This is a genomic window from Nonomuraea helvata, assembly GCF_039535785.1.
Classification (GTDB): Bacteria; Actinomycetota; Actinomycetes; order Streptosporangiales; family Streptosporangiaceae; genus Nonomuraea; species Nonomuraea helvata.
In genome coordinates, this window is the sequence record NZ_BAAAXV010000003.1 from 75392 (window position 1) to 99280 (window position 23889).

Consider the following 23889-nt stretch of genomic DNA (forward strand, 5'->3'; position numbering starts at 1 on the left):
CTACCAGTGAGTACGTACGCACAAGGTACCGCTGAACGCTAGTGTGATGCCCGGTAATACGGGGGCAAACGCTGTGTAATCGTACATACGGGGTGAGTTACGGGTGCGCATGCTCCGGGGTGACCGACCCACCGCGCTGATCGCCGGTGTGGTGGCCACGCTCCTGGTGGCCGCGGCGGTGTGGTTCGGCGTGGGCGTGTCCAGCGCCAACCCGAAGCTGGCCGACGTGGGCGCGTGGCTCTGGACCTCGGCCAAGGGCAAGGTCGTGCACGTCAACGGCCTGTCCGGCGAGGTCGACGGCTACCTCGACGACAAGGCCGACAGGCGGCTGCGCGTCGTGCAGGACGGCGGGAACGTGCTGCTCGTCGACGACGGCACCGGCTACGTCAGCCGCATCGAGCCCAGCCAGCTCACCGTCTCCCAGACCCGCGACTTCGGCGCGGCCGGGCTGCAGCTGGCGGTCTCGGGGACGGCCGGGTACGCCGTGGACCCGGCATCCGGCAAGATCCAGCAGATCGACCCGGTCACGCTCAACTCCGTCGGGGCCCCGATCACGCTGCCGGGCCCGCTCGGCGCGGCCCGCATCGACGGCGGCGGCCGGCTGTGGGTTCCGGTGACCGCGAAGGGCGAGGTCGTACCGGTCACCAAGGGCGTGGCGGCGAGCCCGCTCAAGGTCGGCGAGCCGGGCGAGGAGCTGGCGATCACGATCGCCGGCGGACTGCCGGTCGTGGTCAACAGCCGCGCCGCCACCGCCACGATCATCGGCTCGGACGGCGGCGTCGGCGAGATCACGCTGCCCAAGGGAGTGGCCCAGGCCGCCAAGGGCGGCGTGCTCACCCCCGCCACGACGGAGGGCTCCCTGGTCCCGATCCTGACGCCGGGCGACTCGGGGCTGCTCGTGGTGATCGACACCGCGTCGAACTCGGTGCTCAGCACCAAGTTCGAGTCGGACGACCCCACGAAGCTCGGGGTGCCGCAGGTGCTCGGCTCCAAGGTGTACGTGCCGGACCAAGGCCGCGGCTCGGTGATCATCTGGGACAGCGCGGCCGGGGGCCGGCCGAGCACCCTCCAGGTGGCCCAGGAGCCGGGACCGGTGGACGTGTTCGTCAAGGACGGCCTGCTCTGGGCCAACGACGAGAACGGCGACAAGGCCGTCGTCATCGACCCGGAGGGCCGCAAGCACGACGTCGACAAGGACGACTCCGACGTACCGGGGCCGACCAGCACGCCCAAGCCCAAGCAGACGCCGCGCCCGGAGCCCTCGAAGACCGACACCCGGCCCGATCCCGTTCCGACGCACACGGAGCCGCGTCCCACGCGGACGCGCGAGAGCGAGCCGGCCCGCGAGGAGACGCCCACCCCCACCCCGACGCCGTCCCGCGAACCCACCAGGACGCCGACCCCGACGCCCTCGGCAAGCGCGCCGTCCGCGCCCGGCGCCGTGACCGCCAGGTCCGGGCCCGGCAAGGTGACGGTGAGCTTCAGCCCGTCCGCGGGCGGGAAGGTCCAGCGCTACACGCTGAAGGCATCGTCCGGCGGCGGGAGGTCCGTGCCGCAGTCGGTGGACGCGAACGGGCCCTTCCAGTTCGAGTTCACGGGCGGGGACTGCGCGAACGAGTACACGTTCGTGGTGGTCGCGCACTGGTCGGGCGGCGAGGTCGAGTCGGAGGCGAGCGCCGGGGCCAAGCCCTGCGTGGCGCCCGGCTCGCCGACCGGCTTCGCGGCCAAGCCCAGGAACCGGGGCGCCGAGCTGAGCTGGAGCGCCCCGGCGAACGCCGACGACGGCGTCACCTACGAGCTGACCGGCGCCGCGACCAACAGCGGCATCAAGGGCACGTCGTTCACCGTGGAGGGGCTGAAGAACAACCAGAAGCACGCGTTCAAGCTCAAGGCCAAGAACGCGGCGGGGGAGAGCCCGGACGTCGCCACCGCCGAGGTGGACCTGGCGTATCCGCGGCAGCAGTACAAGAACACCAGCAACGAGGACACCAACACGGTCATCCGGCCAGGTCCCTCCAAGGCCGGAGAAGCCGGAAGAATCCCGCAGAAGGTGTACATCACCCTGACGGTGATCTGCCAGGTCAAGGGCGAGAACTACACCGACACGTCCACCGGCAAGTCCAGCGACATCTGGAACCGGATCGAGAGCCAGTACGGCAACGGCTACCTGAACGACACTCTGGTGGCGACTCCGGACGGGGGATTCCCGGAGGCGCCGCTCTTCGAGTGCACCGACTGAGAAGGGGACTCAGTTGAGCCAGTACAACTACCAGGACCAGTTCGAGCAGACCGCACAGCCGTACCAGCAGCAGTTCGAGCAGCCGTATCAGCAGCTCGAGCAGCCTTACCAGCAGCCGCAGCAGAGCGCGCAGCTCGCCGGGCAGTTCGCCCAGCGCTTCCAGTTGCTCGCCACCAACATCGAGCGCATCATCCGCGGCAAGCACGAGGCGATCGAGCTGGCCCTGATCTGCCTGTTCACCGAGGGTCACCTGCTCGTCGAGGACGTCCCGGGCACCGGCAAGACCACGCTCGCCCGCTCACTCGCGGCCAGCGTGGACGCCGAGTGGCGGCGCATCCAGTTCACCCCCGACCTGCTGCCCAGCGACATCACCGGCGTGTCGATCTTCAACCAGGCGCACCAGAAGTTCGAGTTCCACCATGGTCCCGTCTTCGCGAACATCGTCCTCGCCGACGAGATCAACCGCGCCTCCCCGAAGACCCAGGCCGCGCTGCTCGAGGTCATGGAGGAGCGCAGGGTCACGGTGGACGCGGAGCCGCACCCGGTGCCCAGGCCGTTCATGGTGGTGGCCACGCAGAACCCGGTCGACATGGACGGCACGTACCCGCTGCCCGAGGCCCAGCTCGACCGGTTCCTGATGAAGATCTCCGTCGGCTACCCGGACCACGTCTCCGAGGTGGAGGTGCTCAAGGGCATGCCGACGGGGCCCCAGGTGGAGCGGCTGCCGGTGGTGGCACGGGCGTCGGACGTGTCCGGGATGATCGACTTCGCCTCGCGGATCCACGTGGCCGATCCGGTGTACGACTACATCGTCGCGCTGTGCGCGGCCACCCGTACGAGCCCGCACCTGCGGCTCGGGGCCAGCCCGCGAGGGAGCCTGGCGTTGCTCCGCGCGGCCAGGGTCAGGGCGGCCGCCGCCGGGCGGCACTACGTGGTGCCGGAAGACGTGAAGGCGCTGGCCGAGCCCGTGCTCGCGCATCGCCTGATCCTCACCCCCGAGGCCGAGCTGCGCGAGGTCACGGCCGCGGCCGCGCTCGGCGAGATCCTCGCCGGGATGCCGGTGCCGCAGGCGGCGTAGTGCGGCCCTCGCCACCGGCCCGGCTCGCCGGGGTGCTGACCCCGCTGGGCTGGGGAACGCTCGCCGGGTCCGTCGCGCTGTACGCGGCCGGGTTCGCGCTCGGCTACCCCGAGCCCGTCGTGCTCGCCACCGGCGGCCTGCTCGCGCTGGCCGCCGCGCTCGCCTGGACCGCCCCCAGGCCCAGGCTGGAGGTGCGGCGAGAGGTCATGCCGCTGAAGGTGCCGCGCGGGGACGCCGCCGTGGCCGTCCTGAACGTCGTCAACCTCGGCCGCCGGGGCCTGTCCGGCCTGCGGGCCCAGGACCGGATCGGCGCGTCGGAGCACACCGTGGACCTGCCCAGGCTGCCGAAGGGCGGGGTGCGCACGGTGTCGTACCCGCTGCCGACGGACGTCCGCGGCGAGATCCCGGTGGGGCCGCTGCTGCTGGTCCGGGCCGACCCGTTCGGGCTCACGCGCCGCGTCAGGTCGTACGGGTCGCCCGTCACCCTCCTGGTACGGCCCCGCACGGTCGCGCTCCCCGTCCCCCCGTCCGGCAAGGCCCACCACCTGGAGGGCCCCACCAGCGACGGCGCGCCGAGCGGCACGGTCACCTTCCACACCCTGCGCGAGTACGTGGTCGGCGACGACCTGCGCCACGTCCACTGGCGCTCCAGCGCCCGCACGGGAACGCTCATGGTCCGCCAGCTCATCGACGCCAGCCTGCCCACCACCACGGTGGTCCTGGACACCCGGGACCTCACGGAGCTGGCCGTGGACGCCGCCGCCTCGGTCGCACTGGCCGCCGCCAGGGCCGGTTTCCCGGTACGCCTCCTCACCGGTGACGGCCCCGTCCCGGACGTCAAGGACCCGGAGAGCGTGCTGGACCGCCTGGCCCTGGTACGGGCGGGCACGGAAGGCGTCACGGAGCCGTTGCGGCTGGCACGTGGGGGCGGCTCCCTGGTGCTGGTCACGGTGGACCCCGAGGAGGCCGGCCGCGCGGCCGGTGCGCGCCGGCGCTTCGACCGGGTGATCTGCGTGTACGTCGGTCCCGGCGGACCGGTCGCGGTCCCGGGGGTCCGGGTCCTCCCGGTCGACTCCCTGGACGCGCTCCCGCTCACGTGGGGGGCCCGATGACCCGCCATGCTCCTGACCCGCCGGGCACGTACGGCGGGCCGCCATCGCCCCCTTGGCCGGGGACCCCGGCGGCGCCGCCGAGCGCGGCCGGTGCACCGTCCAGGGCGTCGCGGCGCGGTCGGGATGAGGCGGCGTTGTGGCGGCGGTTGGCCGGGTTGGCGTTGGTGGCGGCCATCGCGGGCACGGCAGGTTGGGGGTTCCATCGCGTCTTCCCCGGCACCGAGCTCCTGATCGCCGTCGTCCCGGCGGCCATCGCCCCCGCCGTGGTCGCCGCGCTCGTCCGCAGGCGCCCCCTGTGGCTGGCCCTGGCCCTCGACCTGGTTCTTTGGCTCGCCGGCACCGTCCCTCTCTACAAGGGCCTCCAGCCGACCGTCTTCGCCGACGTGGCGAACTCGTGGCCCGCCCTGCTCACCACCCTCCTCCCCGCCCAGCCCGAGCCGCACCTCCTCGTCCTCGTCCACACCCTGGTCTGGGCGGCCGCCACCATCGGGGCCGAGACCATGGCGAGGACCCGCACCAGGATCGCGGCCGCCGTCCCCGCCCTCCTCGTCTTCGGCGCGGCGCTGCTCCTGGGCGTGGACGGCGAGGGGTCGAACCTGCCGGTGGCGGGCGCGCTGTTCGTGCTCATTGCCGCCCTGGCGATCCTGCGCGAGGACCGCTCCCCGGTCTGGCTGCTCGCCGGGCTGCCGGCCGCCGCCGCGCTGGCCGCGCTGGCGCTGGTCGTGGGCCCGCTGCTGCCGATCGCCGCCCGCCCGTACAACCCCCGCGACGACGCCGACCTCCCCCCGCCCGCACGCGTCGACAGCGTCAGCCCGCTGGACCGGGTCTCGGCGTGGCTGCAGATTCCCGACAGGGAGCTGTTCACCGTCAAGGCCGACAAGCCACTCAACTGGCGGCTGGCCGTGCTCGACCGGTACGACGGCGTCCGGTGGACCACCGGCGCCCGCTTCCAGCCCACCGGCGGCCGGGTCCCCGAAGGCGACTGGACGGGCAAGGTGGACGTCGTACGCCAGAAGGTGACGTTCGTCGGCCTCCCGGGCACCTGGCTGCCCGCGGCCGAGCGGCCCGAGCAGGTCAGCGGCGTACGAGGGCTGGCGGTGGACCCCGAGAGCGGGGCGCTGCTGGCGGCCGAGAGACCCGCCAAGGGGACGGGCTACGAGGTGACCTCGCGTGTCCCCAAGCCGACCAAGGACGAGCTGCTCGCGGCCACGCCCGTGCACGACCCGGGCCTGACCGCGTTCCCCGCCGGACCGCAGCAGCGGCTGTTCCGCAAGCTCGCCCAGGAGGCCACCAAGGGCGCGACCACGCCGATCACGCAGGCGTACCGGCTGCAGAAGTACCTGCGCACCAACGCCGGCTACGACGTCACCGCGCCGCCCGGGCACTCGCTGAAGGGGCTGGAGTTCTTCCTGCAGACGACGCATCGGGGCACGTCGGAGCAGTTCGCGACCGCGTTCGCGCTCATGGCCAGGACGCTCGGGCTGCCCTCGCGGGTGGTGGTGGGGTTCCGGCCGGGGGAGGCGTCCGGCGGGATGTACCACGTCAAGTCGGGGCATGTGATGGCGTGGGCGGAGATCAAGTTCGACAAGCTGGGCTGGCGGCCGTTCTACCCCACGCCGGGCCGGAGCGGCGCCAAGGACGACCATGACGTCGTGTCATCGGCCATCGAGGAGAGCGAGGAGCTGGAGGGCGAGTTCACGCAGGGCGGGAGCGACCGGCCGAAGACGTCTCAGCCGCAGGCCACGGGCAACGGTGGGGAGCCCGAGAGCGGCCCGGCGACGTGGGTGGTCGTGTCGGTGGCGGGCGGGGCGCTGCTGGCGGCGTACGCGGGCGTGGTGGTGGCGCTGCCGTGGTGGCGCAGGCGCAGACGCCGCCGGGCCCAGGGGCCCGAGCAGCGGGTGCTCGGCGCGTGGCGGCAGACGTGCGACGACCTGGGCCTGAAGGGCGAGGACGCCCTGACCGCCGCAGACGTCGTCGCCCGGCAATCAGCCGAAATATCGCCACACATCTTTGCGTTGGCGGAAATTTCCAACTTCGTCAGGTACGCCCCCGACGCCGTCACCGAGGACGCCGCCACCGCGGCCTGGCAGCGCAGCGACGCCATCCGCAGGGCCGTACGCGCCAGGACGCCTCTCACCACCCGCCTGCTCAACCGCCTCCTCCTGCGATGATGCGCCCATGAGAAGCGTCGAGGCCCAGCTCCTGCACCGCCCGCCGGGCCTGGCCGCGGGCGAGGTCGTCAGGCGGCTGGGGGCGATGCAGGCCCAGGACGTCCCCGCCGCCCTGCTCGCCTTCCGCGCCCGCTCCGCCACCCTCACCAGGCAGGACGTCGAGGCCGCCTGGCACGGACGCGAGATCGTCAGGACCTGGGGCCCGCGCGGCACGCTGCACTTCGTGCACGCCGACGACCTCCCCTGGCTGCACGCCCTCACCCGGCGCGCCACGAACACCCTGCGCCGCCTCCGCGAGGAGGGCGTCACCGGCGACGACCTGCCCGCGCTCATCGGCCGCGCCCTCGAGGATCAGGGCCCGCTCACCAAGGCCGAGCTGGAGGAGCGCCTGGCAGGCCGGGCCCGCGGCCAGGGCGTCGTGCACCTGGTGGCGCTGGCCGCGTACCACGGCCTGGCCGTCCTGGGCCCGCTCCGCCGGGGCAAGCCCACGTACGTGCACGCCGCCGACTGGCTGGGCGCCCCGATCGCCCCCGAGCCCGACCGCGACCGGGCGCTCAGGGAGCTGGCCACCCGCTACCGCCGCGCCCACCACCCCGCCGAGCCCGAGGACCTGGCCGCCTGGTCGGGACTGCCGCTGGGCGAGGCCCGCGCCGCCTGGAGCCTGAGCGCCGCCGGCCCGCCGCCCGCCGAGGAGAAGCCGGTGGTACGGCTGGCGCCCGCCTTCGACGAGTACCTGATGGGCTGGCGCAGCCGCGACCCGATCCTGGCGGCCGAGCACGCACGGAAGGTGTTCCCCGGCGGGGGCGTGCTGCGGCCCGTCGTGCTGGTGGGCGGCGTGATCAGGGGCGTGTGGGGGCGGAGGGGCGCGCAGGTGAGCGTGGAGCCGTTCGACGAGCTTCCCGGAGGTCTCCTCGACGCCGAGATCGCCGCCGAGATCGCCGCCGAGGTCGCCGGCGAGATCGCCGACGTGCGCCGCTTCCTGCAATGACCGCGGCGTGAAAGTGATCCGGCGTATCGGGTGATAACAGATGACCACTGATATGTCGGAAGGTTGCACATGACGGGGGAGACGATCGCGACCCAGGTGCCCTGGGCGGCCCGCGCGCCCGGCGCCCTGGACGGGGAGGGGTTCGCCGAGGCGTTCGACGCCCACTTCGGCGAGATCCACGCCTACGTCGCCCAGCGGCTCGGCCCGGACAACGCGGAGGACGTCGTCGCCGAGACATTCCTGACGGCGTTCCGCAAACGCGGGCACTACGACCCGTCCCGCGCGAGCGTGCGAGCCTGGCTGTACGGGATCGCCACGAACCTCATCGGCAAGCACCGCCGCCTGGAGGCCCGCACCCTGCGCGCGCTCGGACGCTGCGGCCCCGAGCCGGAGTCCCCCGGGCACGAGGACTCGGTCGCGGTCCGCGTCAGCGCCCAGAGCCTGCGCCCGGAGCTGGCCGCCGCCCTGGCCGAGCTGGACCGCCGCGACCGCGACGTCCTGCTGCTCGTCGCGCTCGCCGGGCTGAGCCACGAGGAGATCGCCACCGCGCTCGGCATCCCGTACGGCACCGTCGGGTCCCGCCTGAGCCGGGCGAGGAAGAAGCTGCGCGCCCAGCTCGGGGAGGTGCTAGTCCATGGATGACCTGGAGCGCATCAGGGAGCTGTACGGCACGCCGCAGGCGGACCCGCACGCTCAGGCCAGGGTGTGGCGGCGCGTGACGGCCAGGCGCCGGCGCCGGCGGCTGTCGTGGCTGCTGGTCCCGGTCGTCGCGGCGGCCGCCGCGCTGGCGTTCGTGCTGCACCAGCCCCCCGTTCACGAGCCGCACGTCTCCGGACGCTCCGTGCTGCTGGCGGCGGCCACCAGCGCGGCCTCGGGGCCCGCCGCCGGGGGGACGTACTGGCACATCAAGAAGGTTCGGGACGGCGACGAGGTGTCCGAGCTCTGGGCCACCAGAGACGGCCGGGCATGGACGTCCGACGGGGGCCGGGTTGCGCCGGTCACCAGCGGGTCGCCGTTCAGCATGGCGGGGCGCGACCTGACGTTCGAGCAGATCCAGAGGCTTCCCGCGGACCCGGCGGCGCTCAGGGAGCGGGTGGCCGCGATGCTGCCCCCGGACGCCCAGGGCCTGCTCGCCGACGCGCTCAGCGGCCTGCTGTGGACCAAGCCGTCCCCGCCCGCGGTCCGCGCCGCCGCCTACCGCGCGCTGGCCGACCTGCCCGAGGTGCGCTACCTGGGGGCGAGCGGTCGCGGTGAGGCGTTCTCGTACGAGCTGCCCAGCGGCGTCCGGCGCACGCTCGTCATCGACCCGGAGACCTCGCAGGTGCTCTCCTGCACCGACAGCAGGCCGTCCCCGCGCAGCGAGCGCGTGATCGAGGCGGGCTGGACCGACCGAGGCCCCCGCTAGCACCTTCTGACGACGACGATGGCGGCGCGTGGGTTTCGCGCGCCCTGAAACAGGAGCCACGACGTGTTCTGGCGTGCCCGCACGACCTCAGGCAGGGCCATCTGCCTGAGCGACCAGTTTCCCGCGATCAAGGTGGAGGAGGTGATGCGAGGGCAGGTCACGTTCGTCGGCCGGCCGCCGGTCGAGCTGGGCACGGACGTCGACTGGACCGCGAACCCGCACGGCAACCGCTCCTGGGCGCTGAACCTGCACGCGCTGCGCTGGATGGGCCGCCTGGTCGCCGAGTACGAGCGCTCGGGCGATCGCGCGTACCTCGACCGGGCCTCCGACCTGGCCGAGCAGTGGATCCGCGGGAACCCGCGCGGCCGCCCCCACATCAGCCCGTGGGCGTGGGCCGAGCACGCGGTCGCGTTACGCGCCCCGGCGCTCGTGTGCCTGAGCGAGCACGTGCGGACCCCGCTGCTCTGGGAGAGCCTGGCCGAGCACGGCGAGATCCTGGCCGACTCCGCCCTCTACCGCGCGGGCCACAACCACGGGCTGGACCAGGACATCGCGCTGCTGGTGGTCGGCTGCCGGCTCGGCCGGGCGCGCTGGCGCGACCTCGCCGTCCGCAGGATGACCGCCTCGGCCGAGCTGGCCATCGACGAACAGGGCGTGCTCCAGGAGCAGGCCCCCCGCTACGGCCTGTACGTGCACCGCCGGCTCGGCGTGGCGCTGCGGGCGATCGGCGAGAGCGGCGCGGAGCCGCCTCAGGCATTGATCGCCCGGCGGAAGGCGCTGGAGGCGTACGTGGCGCACGCCACCCAGCCCGACGGCTGCCTCGCCCCCATCGGCGACAGCCCCGCCGACGCCCGCGCGGACGGCTTTCCGCACGAGGGGCCGGTGGTGCGGGTGTTCGACGGCGGGTACGTCTTCGGCAGGACCGCCTGGGACGACCCGGGCTCGGCCTTCTACTCGATCAGGTTCGGCCCCGGCCGGCGGCTGCACGGGCACGAGGACCACCTGGGCGTCACCTACAGCGCCCAGGGCCGGCGGATCCTGGTCGAGGCCGGGTTCCACTCCTACGAGCGGACCGGGTACGCGGAATGGACCCGCTCACCCGAGGCGCACAACGTGCCGATCGCGGAGGGCGTCTTCCGCCCCGGCACCCCCACGCGGCTCGTCGGCTCGTCCGTCGGGCCGTCGTGCCAGAGCTTCGAGCTGGCCGACGACGCCTACGGGCCGGAGAGGACCCGGCGCGTCCGCGTCGACCACGGGCCCGACCTGATGGCCGTGCACGACTCCGTCGCCCGTGGAACCCTGCGCAGCCTCTGGCACTTCGACCCCTCGCTCAAGGTGGTCGCGCGCCGCGACGGCGCGGTGGTGCTCGGGGCGGGGGACTGGCGGGTGACACTTCTGCAGTTCCCCGGGCCGGGGATGGCGGTGCGGCCGGGGCTGATCTCGACGGGCTACCTGCGTACCGCCGAGGTGGTGACCGTGCTGTCGCCTCCCGCGGCAGGCGTGCTCACCGTGATCGTGCCCGGCGCCGCCGACCCCCGCGTGTCGGTCTCGGACGACACGCTGACCGTCCACACCCCGGGCGGCCCCGTCACGCTCCACCGGCCGTACATCTTGTGATGTACCCCCTATGGGGTTATGGTGGGGTCATGCCAAAGATCAACGTTTACCTGCCGGACGAACTGGCGGAGGCCGTCAAGCAGGCCGGCGTGCCGGTGTCGGCCGTCTGCCAGCGAGCGCTGGAGCAGGCGGTGCGCAGGGTGACCGCCATCAGGGAGACCGTCCTGGCGGATCTCGACCTGGAGGAGCCGACGGGCGCGCTGACCCACCTGACGGGGCGGGCGCGCACCGTGCTCAAGCTCGCCGCCGAACAGGCCCGCGCCGAGGGGGCCGCGAGCGTCGGGACCGAGCACCTGCTCGGCGGAATGCTGAGCGAGGGCGCCAACCTGGCGCTGCGCGTCCTGGCCGTCATGGACATCCAGCCCGAACAGGTCAAACGCGACCTCGCGCAGCGCCACCAGGCCGCGGCGGGCACCGAGACGCCGCAGAGCTTCAGCGGCCCGGCGGCCAACGCGCTCGAGTTCGCCGTCACGGAGGCCACCTCGCTGGGCCACAACTACGTCGGCTGCGAACACCTCCTGCTGGGCCTGGTCGCCGAGCCGGACGGCACCGCCGGCCAGGTCCTGCGCGCGCTGGGCGCCGACCCCAGGCTCACGCGGCGCGCCGTGACCGCGGCCCTTGCCGGCTACGTCCACCTCCGCGCCCAGACCCAGCAGGGCGGCCCTGCCGCCCAGGGCGGGGATCAGCTCGCGGCGCTGGCCACCGTGGTCAAGAACGAGCTGCAGTCGATCGCGCAGCGCCTCGAGCGCCTGGAACGGCACGCCGGCCTCGACGGCTGAGGCGTTGTCCGGTGAACGCGTCCGCAGCTCTTCGTGTTGCCCTCGCGGCGTTGATCGTGGTGGGCCTTGTGATCGCGGCTCTGTGGTGACGTTGTTTTCGAAACACGTGCGAACAGAGAGTCATCGAGTGGTAACTTTTCGCACATGCCTTCCTCGCAGCACGAGGCGCTCCATCGCATATTCCGCGACAAACCGGAGCTTTATGCCCATGCCTTCAAAATGCTCAACATCGACTTCCCGACCCCGAGCGAAATCGCCGTAGTCGATACCGACATGACGGAGATATCGCCGATCGAGCGGCGTGCCGACTCGGTGATGATGTTCACGTCCCGATTCGGCGGCAAGCACGTCGTCATCAGCGAGTCACAGTCACAGAGCGACAACGACAAGATTTCCGCGTGGGCTTATTACATCAGCTACGCGCACATCAAGTTCGAGTGTCAGGTGACTCTCATGGTGATCTGTCAGGACCTGGCCACGGCCCGGTGGGCCCGTGAGCCGAAGCCGATCGGCCTGGCCGGCCATCCCTCCCTCGTCGTGCATCCCATCGTGCTCGGCCCTGACATCGTGCCCGCGATCACTGACACCGCCGAAGCGTGCACGGACGCGGTGCTCACCATGTACTCGGCGCTCACACACGCGCGATCTCCCAAGGTCGATGCCATACTGAAAGCCTTGGACGTCGCGCTGACCACGATCGATACCGACACCGCCAAGTACATCGCCGAACAAACGGAAATAGGTCTCGGAGACACCAACGCCCGACAGATCTGGAGACGTCTGATGGCCATGCAGAACTATCGCTTCAAGTCCGAGTTTGCCGAGATGCTCCGAGACGAGGGCAAGGCGGCGTCCGTGCTGATGATCCTGGAGGATCGCGGCGTGCCTGTCACGGAGTCGATTCGGGAGCGGATCATGGCCTGCACGGATCGTACCCTTCTGGAGAACTGGCTCCTCCGGTCCTTCAAAGTCACCACCGCTGAAGAGCTCTTCGACGGAGACGTCTGATGACCATGCGGAATTATCGGTTCAGGTCCGAGCTCGCCGAGATGTTCCGGGCCGAGGGACGGGTCGAGGCCGAGGCCCGCGGCCGGGCGCGAGCCTTGCTGACAGTTCTGGCGGCGCGGGGGCTACCCGTCACAGAGTCGGTCCGGGAGCGAATTCAGGCGTGCACGGATTGCACCGTCCTCGAAAGCTGGCTCGATCGATCGCTCGAAGCCACTACGGTCGAGGAGATTTTCGACTGACCCCAGCCCAGCGTCAGAGCCAGTTCCGCCTCTTGAAGACCAAGTAAAGCGTCAAGCAGACGGCCGCCATCAGCACGATCGCGAACGGGTACCCGAACACCCAATGCGTTTCGGGCATGAAGTCGAAGTTCATCCCATAAATGGTCCCGACCAGGGTCGGGGCGAAGAGGATGGCGGCCCAGGCGGAGATCTTCTTGACCTCCTCGCCCTGCTGGATGCTCGCCTCCGTCATCCGGGCCATCTCCGCGTTCTGCGCCTGCGTCACCAGCGTCGAGTTGACCACCAGGATGTTCTGCAGCATCGTCCGGAAGGACGAGATCCGCTCGGCCACGGTGATCGCGTGGTCGGCCACGTCACGCAGGTAGCTCTGCAGTTCGTCGTTGACGCCGTACTTGGGCGCCCCTGCGATGAGCGCGTGCAACATGCCCACCAGCGGTGCCGTGGCCCGCTGGAACTCGATCACCTCGCCGGACAGCTCGTAGACGCGCCGCGACACCGAGGGGTCGCCGCCGAAGACCTGGACCTCGATCTCCTCGATGTCCTTCTGGAGGCCGGCCACCACCGGCGCGTAGCCGTCGACCACCGCGTCGAGGATGGCGTAGAGCACCGCCTGCGGGCCCTGCTGGAGCAGCTCGGGGTCCGACTCCATGCGCTTGCGTACGGCCTGCAGGTCGGGCGCCTCCGCGTGGCGCACGGTGATCACGAAGTTGGGCCCGACGAAGACGTGGACCTCCCCGAACGCGACCTCCTCCACATCGTCCAGGTAGCGAGCGGCGCGCAGCACCACGAAGAGCGTGTCGCCGTAGCGGTCGGCCTTGGGCCGCTGGGAGCCGACGATGGCGTCCTCCAGCGCCAGCTCGTGCAGCTCGAACTCCTCGCCGAGCTTGACCAGCTCCCACTCCTTCGGCCGGTAGAGGCCGATCCAGGCCATGCTCTCCGGCATCTGCTTGAGCCGCTCGAAGGCGTCGGCGAGCGAGCCGGGGTTGTCGACGCGCTCGCCGCTCCGGTAGATCGCGTTGTCGATGACGGTCGGCCGGTACGGCCGCTCCTCTGCGGCGCGCGGGTCCATCGAGTGCTCAGGCGCCTCCTCGCGTACCTCACCGCTGCGCCTGAAGCCCTTCACCCTGGCCATGGTTCACTTCCTGGAATTACGAGAGCTCGTCGAGTCGTTGTGCGGCGCGGTCCCTGATGGTCTTGCGCCACATCGGCGTCCACCCGAACAGCAGCCCGTGCGGCCTCCCGAGCGCCATCTTCGACCAGCGCTTGAAGTCGAATTCGTCGTGATGGCGGACGATCAGATCGTCCTCGAACCTGAACAGCGCGTCGATCTCGTTCACGACCTCGCGCCCCGTGCTGGCGAACGTGTACCGCGACGTCCAGTGCGCGCTCCCGGTGTAATCGTCGGCCGTTACGTCACGATATGCGGATTTCAGCCCGTCGCGCACGCCGAGCTGGAGCCGCCACATCCTCATCACCCTGTCGCGCCCTTCGACCTCCAGGAAGATCGGATCGCCGAAGCTGACCTCAGGGTGATAGCAGCGCTCCATGGCCGCGAGGTCCGCGCGGCCCAGGGCGTCGAAGAAAGCGCGGATGAGCGCCACGTGCTGATCGTTCACCTTCCTATCAGACCACGGCCGCGCCGTTGTCCCAGCAGACTGCCCGCAACCAGTCATCCCCCAGCCCCAGCCGGGCGAGGGCGTCCAGTTGATGGGCGTAGGGGTAGGGAATTGTTGGAAAGTCAGTGCCGAGCACCACTTTCCCGGAAAGACCAAGTTCAACCAACGGCGGCCGCAATCGCGCGGGGAACGGCATACCTACCTCGGCGAAGTCGGTGAAGGCCATCGTGGTGTCCAGCATGACCCGTTCGTAGCGGGCGGCCAGCTCGAAGAACGGGTCGTACTCCGGCATCCCCAGATGCGCGATCACCACCCGCAGCCGCGGATGCCTGCGCAGCACCCCGCCGATCGGCTCCGCCCCGATGTGGCCGCCCGGCACGGGCACCGAACTGGCGTGCGTCACCACCGGCACGCCCGCGTCCGCCAGCAGCCCCCAGACCTCGTCCAGCTCGGCGGCCCGCGGGTCGAACCCGCCGACCTGCAGGTGCACCTTGAAGATCCGGGCGCCGTCCTCCAGCGCTCGGCGCACGTACGCCACGACCCCAGGCTCGGGGTAGAACGTCGCCGAAGGAAGGCATTCAGGTGTACGGCGGGCGAAATCCAGTGTCCAGGTGTTGAGGTCGGCCGCCATGTCGGGCCTGTGGGCGTAGGCGAGAGCGGGGAACTTCCGTACGCCCATCGCCCGCAGCCGCTCGACCCGCTCCTCCACCGGCCACCCGTACTCGATCTTCCAGCCGTTCCCCATCAGCGGGCCACCGTGCCGGAAGTGGTGCCACACGCGGCGCTCCATCCGCTCCGGCAGGAAGTGCACGTGCAGGTCGATCAGGCCGGGCAGGCCCAGCCCCCGCCACCAGTCCGGCACCTGGGCGTCAGAATGTTGTTCTGTGGCCACGGACGAGACTTTACCCGGATAGGGTTTCTCCTCGATGGAACAGCTCTGGGCCCACCTGATCAAGGTTCAGCCTGACCCCGACCCCTGGGTCGTGGGGGTCTCGGCTCTGGCCGCGCTCGTGCTCGTCGGCTTCCGCATGCCCTGGCAGGTGTCCAGAGGCCTGATCACGATCGCCCACGAGGGCGGCCACGCGCTGATGGCGCTGGTCACCCGGCGCAAGCTCGAAGGCATCCGCCTCCACTCCGACACCTCCGGCGTGACGCTGACCAGGGGCAGGCCCACCGGGCCCGGCATGGTGCTGACCGCGCTCGCCGGCTATCTCGCGCCGTCGCTGCTCGGGCTTGCCGCCGCCTGGCTGACCGAGAAGGGGCACATCACGCTGCTGATCTGGGGCGTGCTGCTGTTCCTGGTCTGCATGCTGCTCCTGATCCGCAACCTGTACGGCGCGCTGATCCTGCTGGCCACCGGCGGCGCCGTCTTCGCCCTGATCATGTACGCGCCGGCCGAGGTCCAGCAGGTCGTCGCGCTCGTCGCGGTCTGGTTCCTGCTGTTGGGCGGGATCAGGCCGATCATCGAGTTACAGCGCAAGCGGCGCAGGCGGCAGGCGAGAGACTCCGACGCCGACCAGCTGGCCAGGCTGACGTTCCTGCCCGGCGGGTTCTACGTGTTCTTCTTCCTGCTGGTATCGGTCGTGTCCGCGGTCTTCGGGGCGTACCTCATGAATCCCCTCTAATCTCGAAAATTCGCACTAAACTCGCCTGTAACAGGGGGGAGTGCCGTGCTGCCAGCCGAGGACGCGCCCGGCTACCGGGTACTCGATCAGGCGGGCCAGGGCGGATTCGCCGTCGTGTACCGCGCCTATCAGGAGCGCCTCGACCGGGTCGTGGCGCTCAAGGTGCTGTCGGTCGACCGGGTCGACCAGCGCACGATGCGCAGGTTCCAGCGCGAGCTGCAGCTCACGGGCCGCCTCACCGGCCACCCCAACGTCGTGACCGTCTTCGACACCGGCGTCACCCGCTCGGGCAAGCCGTACATCGCGATGGACTTCTTCGAGAACGGCTCGCTGCGGGACAAGATCCGCAAGGAGGGGCCGCTGCCGGTGCCCGACGTGCTGCGGGCCGGGGTGAAGCTCGCCGGGGCGCTGTCCGCCGTACACGAGGCGGGGGTCCTGCACGGCGACATCAAGCCGCAGAACATCCTCATCTCCCGGTACGGCGAGCTCGCCATCGCCGACTTCGGCGTGGCCAGGGTCGTCGACTCCTCGGAGGTCTCGGCCACGTCGCAGGCGTTCACCCCGCTGCACGCCGCCCCCGAGGTGCTCACCGGCCAGCCCCACTCCGCATCGACCGACATCTACTCGCTCGGCTCGACCCTCTACCACCTGCTGGCCGGCCAGCCCGCCTTCCACAACCCGACGGACCCGTCGATCGCGCCCCTCATGTACCGGGTGCTCGCCATCGAGCCGCCCCCGATCAACCGTTCCGACGTGCCGCCGCCGGTCCTCCGGACGATCCTGCGGGCGATGTCGAAGCAGCCGGAGCACCGGTACGGCTCCGCGCGCGAGCTGGCCCGGAGGCTGCAGGAGGTCCAGGCCGAGCTGGGCCTGCCGGTGACGGACCTGGTGGGTCAGGACCCCGGCCCCGGGCCGTCGCTCTCCACCCTCCCCCGGACCCGTGTCGAAGACCCGCCCACCGGCTCCTCCTCGTTCCCGGCCACCGGCAACCACCTGCCCGCCGCCGCCCGCCCGGCGCCGGACGCGTACCCGGGCACGCAGCCGCCGGCCGGCGGTGGCCCGGGGCAGCACGTACCCCAGGGGACGGGTCAGCACGGGCTCCAGGGGACGGGGCAGGTCGGGTTCCAGGGGGCGGGGCAGGGCCACATGGCGTCCGGGCAGCCGGGCGTGCCCGCGGCGGCCACCAACCGACACGTGCAGGGCGGGGAGACAGAGCCCCCCGGCGGGGCGCGCCTGCGGCGGGGTCTCGTGGTCGGCGCGGCGGTGGCGGCCGTCGTGATCGGCGGCACGGGCGCGGCGCTCTACGTCTCACTCAGGAAGCCCGAGACACCGCGGAGTGCCCAGCCGAAGACGTCCGAGCCCGTCATCGAGGACACCGGCACCACCATCGACAAGCGGTCCATAGCCGCGCTCAGGCCGCGCGGCCTCAAGGCGAAGGACGGGGGCACCCTGGTCGAGCTGACGTGGACGCTCCCGGCCGGCGCCCGCCGCTATCCCGTGGTCCTCCAGCGTTCGCCGGTCAAGAAGGGCGAGCACCCTCTGACCGCCCTGGGCCAGGGTGCCACCGAGACCCGGGTCGCGGGCCTGGACCCGGGCAAGGGCTACTGCTTCCTGGTGGGCGTGCCGCTCCAGATCTCGAAGAACTCCACGGTCGCCTGGTCCAAGCCGGTGTGCGTCCGCGGAGCCGTGGTCCGCTCATCCCAGTAGCTTGCGCGCCGCCTGCTCGATCTCGTCCTCCGACAGCAGCACGTGGTCGGCCGCCTTGCCGAGGGGGATGAAGCTGTCGGCCGAGGTCACCCGGCCGATCCGCCCGGTGAACCCGGCGTCGACCAGCTCCGCCACGATCGCCTCGGAGACGCCGCCGGTGTGCCGGGTCTCGTCGGCGATCAGCACGTTGCCGGTCAGCTCGGCGGCGCGCAGCAGGTCCTCCTTCGGCAGCGGAGCCAGCCAGCGCAGGTCGAGGACGCGGCACCCGACGTTCTCCTGGGTCAGCCGTACGGCGGCCCGCAGGCTCATCCGCACGCCGTTGCCGAACGTCACGATCGTCAGGTCGCGCCCGTCGCCGTAGGAGCGCGCCCGCCCGATGGGCACGTGCGTCTCCGCCCAGCGGCCGGGGGGCGGGTAGGGCGCGAGCCAGCCGCCGTCGCCCTCCTCGAACAGGTCACGCGTGTGGTAGAGGGCGATCGGCTCCAGGAACACGCAGACCGAGCCGCACGTACGGGCCGCCGCCAGGCAGGTGCGCAGCATGGCCGCGGCATCGTCGGGCCGCGCGGGCGAGGCGATGACCAGGCCGGGGATGTCGCGCAGCGCGGCCACCGAGTTGTCGTTGTGGAAGTGCCCGCCGAACCCCTTCTGGTAGGCGTACGCGGCCACCCGCACCACCATCGGGTTGGTGTACGAGCCGCGCGAGAAGTACGACAGCGTGGCCGCCTCCCCGCGGATCTGGTCGAGCGCGTTGTGCAGGTAGGCCAGATACTGGATCTCCGGCACGGGCAGCAGCCCCGACACGCCCGAGCCGAGCGCCAGCCCCAGGATCGCCTGCTCGTCGAGCAGCGTGTCGAACACCTGCCCCGCGCCGAACCTCTTCTGCAGCCCCCTGGTCACACCGTAGACGCCGCCCTTCTTGGCGACGTCCTCGCCGAACACGGTCATCTCGGGGTAGACGGCCAGCGCGTCGGCGAGCGTGCGGTTGATGGCCTGCGAGAGCGTCATCGGCTTGTCGTGCTCGGGCAGCTGCCCGGCGAAGGCCTTCTCCCTGGCCGCGGGCATGGCCGCCATCGGGCTGATCTTCGCGATCAGCTCGGGCCGGCGCGGCGCGAGCGGCTCCATGATCTCCTTGGCGGAGCCGAGCCGCGGGCTGCGCGTCGTCTCGAGCGCGATCCGCAGCACGTGCTCGCGCTGCGACTCGTACGTCCTGAGCAGCTCTTCCGGCGTGCTCAGCCCGGCCTCCACGAGCAGCGCCGCCGTGCGCACCAGCGGGTCGCGCTCGAGGTCGGCCCTGAGCTCCCGCTGGGTGCGGTAGGCCTGCTCGACGTCGGACCCGGCGTGTCCCATGAGCCGCACGGTGGACAGGTGGAGGAAAGCGGGGGAGCGGTGCTCGCGGACGTGCCGGACGGCGCGGACGGCGGCGTCGTACGCCTCGGCGAGGTCGCAGCCGTCGGCGGCGAAGTACTCGATGCCGGGACGCCGCGCGGCCGCCTCCACCCAGCCCTTGGGCGTCCGGACGCTGATGCCGATGCCGTTGTCCTCGCACACGAACAGGATCGGCAGCGGCTGCCCCTGGTAGGTGGCGTAGGAGGCGGTGTTGAAGCCGCTCAATGCGCTCGCGTGGTTGACCGAGGCGTCGCCGAAGCTGCACACCGTGACGGCGTCGGCCGGCTGCCAGTGGCACGGCGCGCCGAGCGCCCTGGCCCGCTCGATGGCGAACGCCACGCCCACCGACCTGGGCAGGTGGCTGGCGATCGTCGAGGTCTGGGGGATGACGGCCAGCTCGGGATGGCCGAACACCTTGTGCCTGCCGCCCGCGATCGGCTCGCCGGCCGCCGCGGTCAGGCCCATGAGCACGTCGCGGATGCCCTGCTCGGGCAGCCTGCCCGCCTGCTCCGACCTGGTCAGGTAGAACGCGCCCGAGCGGTAGTGGAGCAGCGCGGGGTCGGTGGGCCGCAGGGCGGCCGCGACGGCCGCGTTGCCCTCGTGGCCGGCCGAGCCGATCGTGTAGAAGCCCTCGTCCCGCTCGCGCAGCCAGCGGGCCGCGATGTCGAGCAGGCGGCTGTCGACCTGGCGTTGGAAGAGCTTCAGGCACTCCTCGCCGGTCAGGGACGTGCCCTCGTGGACCGGCAGCCCCGGATCTCGTGCGGGGCCCGCCTTCAGCGCCGCAACCGCTTGGGTGAAATGAGTCTCAACTGTGTCCCGCGCCACACCACCGATTATGTCTGTGTTCGGCGCCGCCGTCTGCTGGACGCCGCCCACATCTTTTGACCAGCCCGATTGCCCCTACTCATAACTTTTTGTCAGATTTCACAACTTTTAGGCAGATGCGGACGTCTACTCCCATGACATACGTGGCACCCTCAATGCCGCGTTGAACCCCTGGGGTATCCAGAAAGGAACCCGCATGTTGCAACGCATTCGCGTGGCGGCCCTCGCCGTCACGTTGGGCGCCGGGGCTCTCGTCCTGGCACCGACGGCCGCGACGGCGGCCGTGGACCCGGTCGTCACCCGGGTGGGGATCAATCCCGGTCCCCCGATCGACGTCACGAACGGCGCGGTCACGGCCACGTTCCGCTTTGCCACCAAGGGGACGGACAAGGCCGAGCTCCAGCTCAAGCCCCCGGGTGACATCAGCGTCGGCAAGCCCGTCGACCTGACGCCCACCAAGGACGGCGACTGGACCAGGTGGACCGGCACCAGGTCCTTCGACTCGGCGAACGCCGGCACGTGGAGCTGGCTCGCCATCGCCGGCGGCACCTCACGCGGCGGCACGTTCGAGGTCGTCTTCAAGAAGGCGCTCGACACCAAGATCGTCGACTTCGGCGCCAGTCCCGACGTCGTGGACAAGGGCGACCTGGTCAAGGTCTCGGGGCGGCTCCTGGCCGACGGCAAGGGGTACGGCGGGCAGGCCGTCGTGATCACCTTTCGCGAGCGCGGCACCGACGCCTACCGTCACGTCACCAAGGTGACGAGCCGCGCCGACGGCTCGTTCAGCGCCGCCGTACGGGCCGATGAGACCGGCTGGTGGCGGGCCGAGTTCACGGGCACGTCCGTGGCCAAGGGCTCGGTCAGCGACACCGACAGGGTCGACGTCAGGCGTGGCGACGTCGACAGCCGGATCGTCGGCTTCGACGCCCGGCCGGAGCCCGTGGACAAGGGCGACCGGCTCACGTTCGGCGGCGCCCTGCAGGTCGAGGGCCGCGACGGCGTCCCCGGCGAGCGCGTGTCGATCTACTTCCGGGCCGCCGGCTCGCACCGGTGGGAGTACGTCACCAGCGACGTGACCGGCAGCCACGGCCGCTTCTGGGCCTCCGCCACCGCGCAGACCTCTGGCTGGTGGCGCGCCGAGTACGCGGGCGCCCGCGGCGTGCGCGGCTCGGTCAGCGGCGCCGACTGGGTCCAGGTCGACCAGCCCGCCCCGGCGCCGGAGAAGGCGGACAGCCGGCTGATCAAGTTCAACGCGTACCCGGAGCCGGTCAAGCGCGGCAAGTACGTGAAGGTCACCGGCAAGCTCCAGATCGACGACGAGGGCACCTGGGAGGGCTACCGCGGCAAGGTGGCGCTCTACTTCAAGCGTGCCGGCTCCCACAAGTGGCAGTACGTGAAGACGACCTGGTCGAACTCGAGCGGCAGCCTTTACACCAAGGTCAAGGCGTACAACTCGGGCCGGTGGCGTTTCGTGTTCGCCGGCGACGATGACGCCTACGGCGACACCAGCGGCTCGGACTACGTCCGCGTGAAGCGCTGACCGCCTGATCGCCTGATCGACGGCTGAGGCCCGGGGACGCCATCCCCGGGCCTCAGTTCGTACGGCGGCTATTCCGCCCGCCTGAACTCCGCGATCCCGACCCCCAGCAGCGCCAGCCCCAGGGCGGCCACGACCCCGATCTCCAGCGCCACCGGCACGTGGAAGTCGAACCACCGGACGCCGGGGTTCAGCACGGCGTTCACCTGCGCGGGCACGTCCAGATACGAGAAGACCGCCTCCCGCAGCGGGTCCACCGCGTACGTCATCGGGTTGACCACGGTCAGCACGTGCAGCCACGAGGGCAGGTTGGCCAGCGGGAACATCGCCCCCGACAGGAACATCATGGGCATGATCGCCATCTGCATCAGCCCGAAGAAGGTCTGCATGTTCTTCATCCGGGCGGCCAGCATCACCCCGAAGGCCGTGATCGTGAACGCCGCCAGGAACATCTCCGCCAGCAGCGTCACGAAGAGCGGGGGCGAGTAGGGCACCCCCACCAGTCCTGCCAGGGCCAGGATGACGATGCCCTGGCCGGTGGCCACGATGGCGCCGCCCAGGCACTTGCCGATCACGATCGCGCCCCGGGAGACGGGCGCGACCAGCATCTCCCTGAGGAAGCCGAACTCGCGGTCCCACACGATGGACCCGGCCGAGAACATCGCGGTCATGATTACGGTCATGGAGATCATGCCGGGATACATGAACGTGCGGTAGTCGATCCCCGGGATCGACCCCCGCACCAGCGACCCCAGCCCGGTGCCCATGACGAACAGCCAGAGCACGGGCTGCACCAGCATCGACAGCATGCGGGTGCGGTCGTTGAGGAAGCGCAGCATCTCCCGGTGGAGCACTATCTTGATCGCCCGCAGGTCGTGCCCGGCGCTGCGCACCGGCACGCGGACGCTGATGGCCTCTGTCGCCATGGTCATCGCCTCGCCATCGCTCTCATCCACGTCATGTTGTCGGCGCCGGCCTCGGCGTCGCGGATCGTGGAGCCGGTGTACGACATGAACACGTCATCCAGGGACGGCCGCGAGACGCTCACCGACGTGATCGGCATGCCGAGCTCGGCGAACAGCCTGGGCACGAACTCCTCGCCCGAGGCCACCGCGAACGTCACCGCGCCCTCGCGCACGGCCGCCTCCAGGCCGAACCGCTCCTGCAGCGCCTTGATCGCCGCCGCGTCGTCGGCCGTCTGGATCTGCACCCGGTCCTTGCCGACGCTGGCCTTCAGCGCCTCGGGCGAGTCGATGACGACGACCTCGCCGTGGTCGATGATCGCGATCCGGTCGCAGTACTCAGCCTCGTCCATGTAGTGGGTGGTCATGAAGATGGTGATGTCCTCAAGCAGCCGCAGCTGGTTGATGTAGCCCCAGATGGCCGAGCGGGTCTGCGGGTCGAGCCCCACGGTCGGCTCGTCCAGGAAGAGCACGCGCGGCGAGTGCAGCAGGCCGCGGGCGATCTCCAGGCGCCGCTTCATGCCGCCGGAGAACGTCATCACCTTGGCGTCCTTGCGGTCCCACAGCGCGACCATCTCCATGACCTGGCGGATCCGGTCGTCGACCATGCTCTTGGGCACGCCGTACAGCTCGGCGTGGAAGCGCAGGTTCTGCTCGGCGCTCAGGTAGCCGTCGAGGGTGGGGTCCTGGAAGACCAGGCCGATGTTCCTGCGCACCTCGTCGCGCTCCCGCACCACGTCGTGGCCCGCCACGGTGGCGCTGCCGCCGGTGGGGTTCACCAGCGTGCAGAGCATGCTGATGGTGGTGGTCTTGCCTGCGCCGTTCGGGCCGAGGAAGCCGAACACCTCGCCGGGCCGTACCTCGAAGTCGACGCCCTTGACGGCCTCGACCTTCCCGTACGTCTTCTGCAGCTGGCGAACGACGATCGCCGCGTCCACGGTCATTCAGTCCTCCGCCAGGATCTGGAACATCGATCTGCGGGTCTTCTTGATCAGCTCCTTGGTCTGCGCCAGCTGACTGTCGCTGGCCGTGCGGACCAGGTGGGAGAAGGCCTCGTTGAGCTGGCCCCAGAGCACGCGCAGCTCGTGGTGGTCCTGCGGCACCGAGCGGGCGACCTCGTCCCACGGCGCCTCGTCGGCGTGCCTGGCCGCCTGCCGGCGACCCTGCTCCGTCAGGCTGTACGTACGGCTCCCGCCGGATTCGTCGCCGGTCGCCAGGCCTTCGTCCTCGAGCTGCTGGAGCGCCGGGTACACCGAGCCGGGGCTGGGTCGCCACACGCCGCGGCTGCGCTCCTCGATGTCCTGGATCATCTGGTAGCCGTTCTGCGGCCCCTCCAGGAGCAGCGCCAGCAGCGCCGCCCTGACGTCGCCGCGGCGGACCCGCGGGGCGGGCGTCTCCCAGTGCCCGGCCGGGCCGAACCCGGGACCGTGCGGGGGCGGATGGGGCGGCGCGAACGGGGGCGCGCCGAACGCGCCCGGCCCCGGCGGCGGCATAGGAGGGGGTGGTGGAGCATCCCAGAAGTCGGGATCACGCATGATTGCCTCCAACTATCGAGATATCTTGACGATATATCTAGATAGTTGGCATGAACAAGG

At 71.1% G+C, this 23889-nt stretch carries 22 protein-coding genes; 14 read left to right on the top strand and 8 right to left on the bottom strand.

The window, feature by feature from the left end; all coding sequences use genetic code 11:
- The first annotated feature begins 103 nt into the window (after positions 1 to 103).
- From ABD830_RS18985 to ABD830_RS18995, 3 genes are read left to right on the top strand one after another with little or no spacing between them, the layout of a single operon-like run.
- Positions 104 to 2239, top strand: coding sequence for a hypothetical protein (locus ABD830_RS18985; protein ID WP_344988840.1), 2136 nt, complete (start codon positions 104 to 106; stop codon positions 2237 to 2239).
- Positions 2240 to 2252: 13 nt separating this feature from the next.
- Positions 2253 to 3317, top strand: a complete 1065-nt coding sequence (locus tag ABD830_RS18990) for an AAA family ATPase (protein ID WP_344988841.1) — start codon at positions 2253 to 2255, stop codon at positions 3315 to 3317.
- Positions 3317 to 4429, top strand: a complete 1113-nt coding sequence (locus ABD830_RS18995; RefSeq protein ID WP_344988843.1) for a DUF58 domain-containing protein — start codon at positions 3317 to 3319, stop codon at positions 4427 to 4429. The genes ABD830_RS18990 and ABD830_RS18995 overlap by 1 nt, the downstream gene beginning before the upstream one ends.
- Here ABD830_RS18995 and ABD830_RS19000 read toward each other — a convergent pair.
- Complete coding sequence (locus ABD830_RS19000; protein ID WP_344988845.1) at positions 4410 to 4604, bottom strand: hypothetical protein; 195 nt, start codon at positions 4602 to 4604, stop codon at positions 4410 to 4412. The two genes, ABD830_RS18995 and ABD830_RS19000, sit on opposite strands and share 20 nt — an antisense overlap.
- Here ABD830_RS19000 and ABD830_RS19005 point away from each other — a divergent pair.
- The 8 genes from ABD830_RS19005 (at position 4594) to ABD830_RS19040 (ending at position 12636) form a co-directional block, all read left to right on the top strand.
- Complete coding sequence (locus ABD830_RS19005) at positions 4594 to 6600, top strand: transglutaminase TgpA family protein (RefSeq protein WP_344988847.1); 2007 nt, start codon at positions 4594 to 4596, stop codon at positions 6598 to 6600. The two genes, ABD830_RS19000 and ABD830_RS19005, sit on opposite strands and share 11 nt — an antisense overlap.
- 7 nt (positions 6601 to 6607) lie before the next feature.
- Positions 6608 to 7588, top strand: a complete 981-nt coding sequence (locus ABD830_RS19010) for a winged helix DNA-binding domain-containing protein (protein ID WP_344988849.1) — start codon at positions 6608 to 6610, stop codon at positions 7586 to 7588.
- Between the two features lie 69 nt (positions 7589 to 7657).
- Positions 7658 to 8230 (top strand): RNA polymerase sigma factor, encoded by a 573-nt coding sequence (locus ABD830_RS19015; protein ID WP_344988851.1) that lies wholly within the window; start codon positions 7658 to 7660, stop codon positions 8228 to 8230.
- Positions 8223 to 8993 (top strand): hypothetical protein, encoded by a 771-nt coding sequence (locus tag ABD830_RS19020; RefSeq protein WP_344988853.1) that lies wholly within the window; start codon positions 8223 to 8225, stop codon positions 8991 to 8993. The genes ABD830_RS19015 and ABD830_RS19020 overlap by 8 nt, the downstream gene beginning before the upstream one ends.
- A gap of 63 nt (positions 8994 to 9056) precedes the next feature.
- The gene (locus ABD830_RS19025) at positions 9057 to 10610 is read left to right on the top strand and encodes a heparinase II/III domain-containing protein (RefSeq protein ID WP_344988855.1); all 1554 of its coding nucleotides are present in this window, start codon (positions 9057 to 9059) and stop codon (positions 10608 to 10610) included.
- Between the two features lie 29 nt (positions 10611 to 10639).
- Complete coding sequence (locus ABD830_RS19030) at positions 10640 to 11389, top strand: Clp protease N-terminal domain-containing protein (protein ID WP_344988857.1); 750 nt, start codon at positions 10640 to 10642, stop codon at positions 11387 to 11389.
- A gap of 144 nt (positions 11390 to 11533) precedes the next feature.
- Positions 11534 to 12397: a hypothetical protein gene (locus ABD830_RS19035; protein ID WP_344988859.1), complete on the top strand. Its 864-nt coding sequence runs from the start codon at positions 11534 to 11536 to the stop codon at positions 12395 to 12397.
- Positions 12397 to 12636, top strand: coding sequence for a hypothetical protein (locus tag ABD830_RS19040; protein ID WP_344988860.1), 240 nt, complete (start codon positions 12397 to 12399; stop codon positions 12634 to 12636). Before ABD830_RS19035 ends, ABD830_RS19040 begins: the two co-directional genes overlap by 1 nt.
- Positions 12637 to 12649: 13 nt before the next feature.
- Here ABD830_RS19040 and corA read toward each other — a convergent pair whose 3' ends face one another.
- Genes corA through ABD830_RS19055 form a run of 3 tightly spaced genes read right to left on the bottom strand, consistent with a single transcriptional unit; the run spans position 12650 to position 15144 of the window.
- Positions 12650 to 13768: a magnesium/cobalt transporter CorA gene (gene corA / locus ABD830_RS19045; protein ID WP_344988861.1), complete on the bottom strand. Its 1119-nt coding sequence runs from the start codon at positions 13766 to 13768 to the stop codon at positions 12650 to 12652.
- Between the two features lie 16 nt (positions 13769 to 13784).
- Complete coding sequence (locus ABD830_RS19050) at positions 13785 to 14252, bottom strand: nuclear transport factor 2 family protein (protein ID WP_344988862.1); 468 nt, start codon at positions 14250 to 14252, stop codon at positions 13785 to 13787.
- Positions 14253 to 14259: 7 nt separating this feature from the next.
- On the bottom strand, positions 14260 to 15144 hold the full coding sequence (locus ABD830_RS19055; protein WP_344988863.1) for an amidohydrolase family protein: 885 nt from the start codon (positions 15142 to 15144) through the stop codon (positions 14260 to 14262).
- A gap of 34 nt (positions 15145 to 15178) precedes the next feature.
- Between ABD830_RS19055 and ABD830_RS19060 the strand changes: the two genes are divergently transcribed.
- Together ABD830_RS19060 and ABD830_RS19065 are read left to right on the top strand one after the other, a co-directional pair.
- Positions 15179 to 15877, top strand: a complete 699-nt coding sequence (locus tag ABD830_RS19060) for a M50 family metallopeptidase (RefSeq protein ID WP_344988864.1) — start codon at positions 15179 to 15181, stop codon at positions 15875 to 15877.
- Between the two features lie 45 nt (positions 15878 to 15922).
- The gene (locus tag ABD830_RS19065) at positions 15923 to 17584 is read left to right on the top strand and encodes a serine/threonine-protein kinase (protein ID WP_344988865.1); all 1662 of its coding nucleotides are present in this window, start codon (positions 15923 to 15925) and stop codon (positions 17582 to 17584) included.
- Here ABD830_RS19065 and ABD830_RS19070 read toward each other — a convergent pair.
- The gene (locus ABD830_RS19070) at positions 17573 to 19795 is read right to left on the bottom strand and encodes a thiamine pyrophosphate-dependent enzyme (RefSeq protein WP_344988866.1); all 2223 of its coding nucleotides are present in this window, start codon (positions 19793 to 19795) and stop codon (positions 17573 to 17575) included. The two genes, ABD830_RS19065 and ABD830_RS19070, sit on opposite strands and share 12 nt — an antisense overlap.
- 196 nt (positions 19796 to 19991) lie before the next feature.
- Between ABD830_RS19070 and ABD830_RS19075 the strand changes: the two genes are divergently transcribed.
- Positions 19992 to 21335: a hypothetical protein gene (locus tag ABD830_RS19075; RefSeq protein WP_344988867.1), complete on the top strand. Its 1344-nt coding sequence runs from the start codon at positions 19992 to 19994 to the stop codon at positions 21333 to 21335.
- A 68-nt stretch (positions 21336 to 21403) separates the two neighbouring features.
- Here ABD830_RS19075 and ABD830_RS19080 read toward each other — a convergent pair whose 3' ends face one another.
- From ABD830_RS19080 to ABD830_RS19090, 3 genes are read right to left on the bottom strand one after another with little or no spacing between them, the layout of a single operon-like run.
- Complete coding sequence (locus ABD830_RS19080) at positions 21404 to 22264, bottom strand: ABC transporter permease (RefSeq protein ID WP_344988868.1); 861 nt, start codon at positions 22262 to 22264, stop codon at positions 21404 to 21406.
- Positions 22261 to 23238 (bottom strand): ATP-binding cassette domain-containing protein, encoded by a 978-nt coding sequence (locus tag ABD830_RS19085; protein ID WP_344988869.1) that lies wholly within the window; start codon positions 23236 to 23238, stop codon positions 22261 to 22263. The genes ABD830_RS19080 and ABD830_RS19085 overlap by 4 nt, the downstream gene beginning before the upstream one ends.
- Positions 23239 to 23829: a PadR family transcriptional regulator gene (locus ABD830_RS19090; protein ID WP_344988871.1), complete on the bottom strand. Its 591-nt coding sequence runs from the start codon at positions 23827 to 23829 to the stop codon at positions 23239 to 23241.
- Positions 23830 to 23889: the final 60 nt, after the last annotated feature.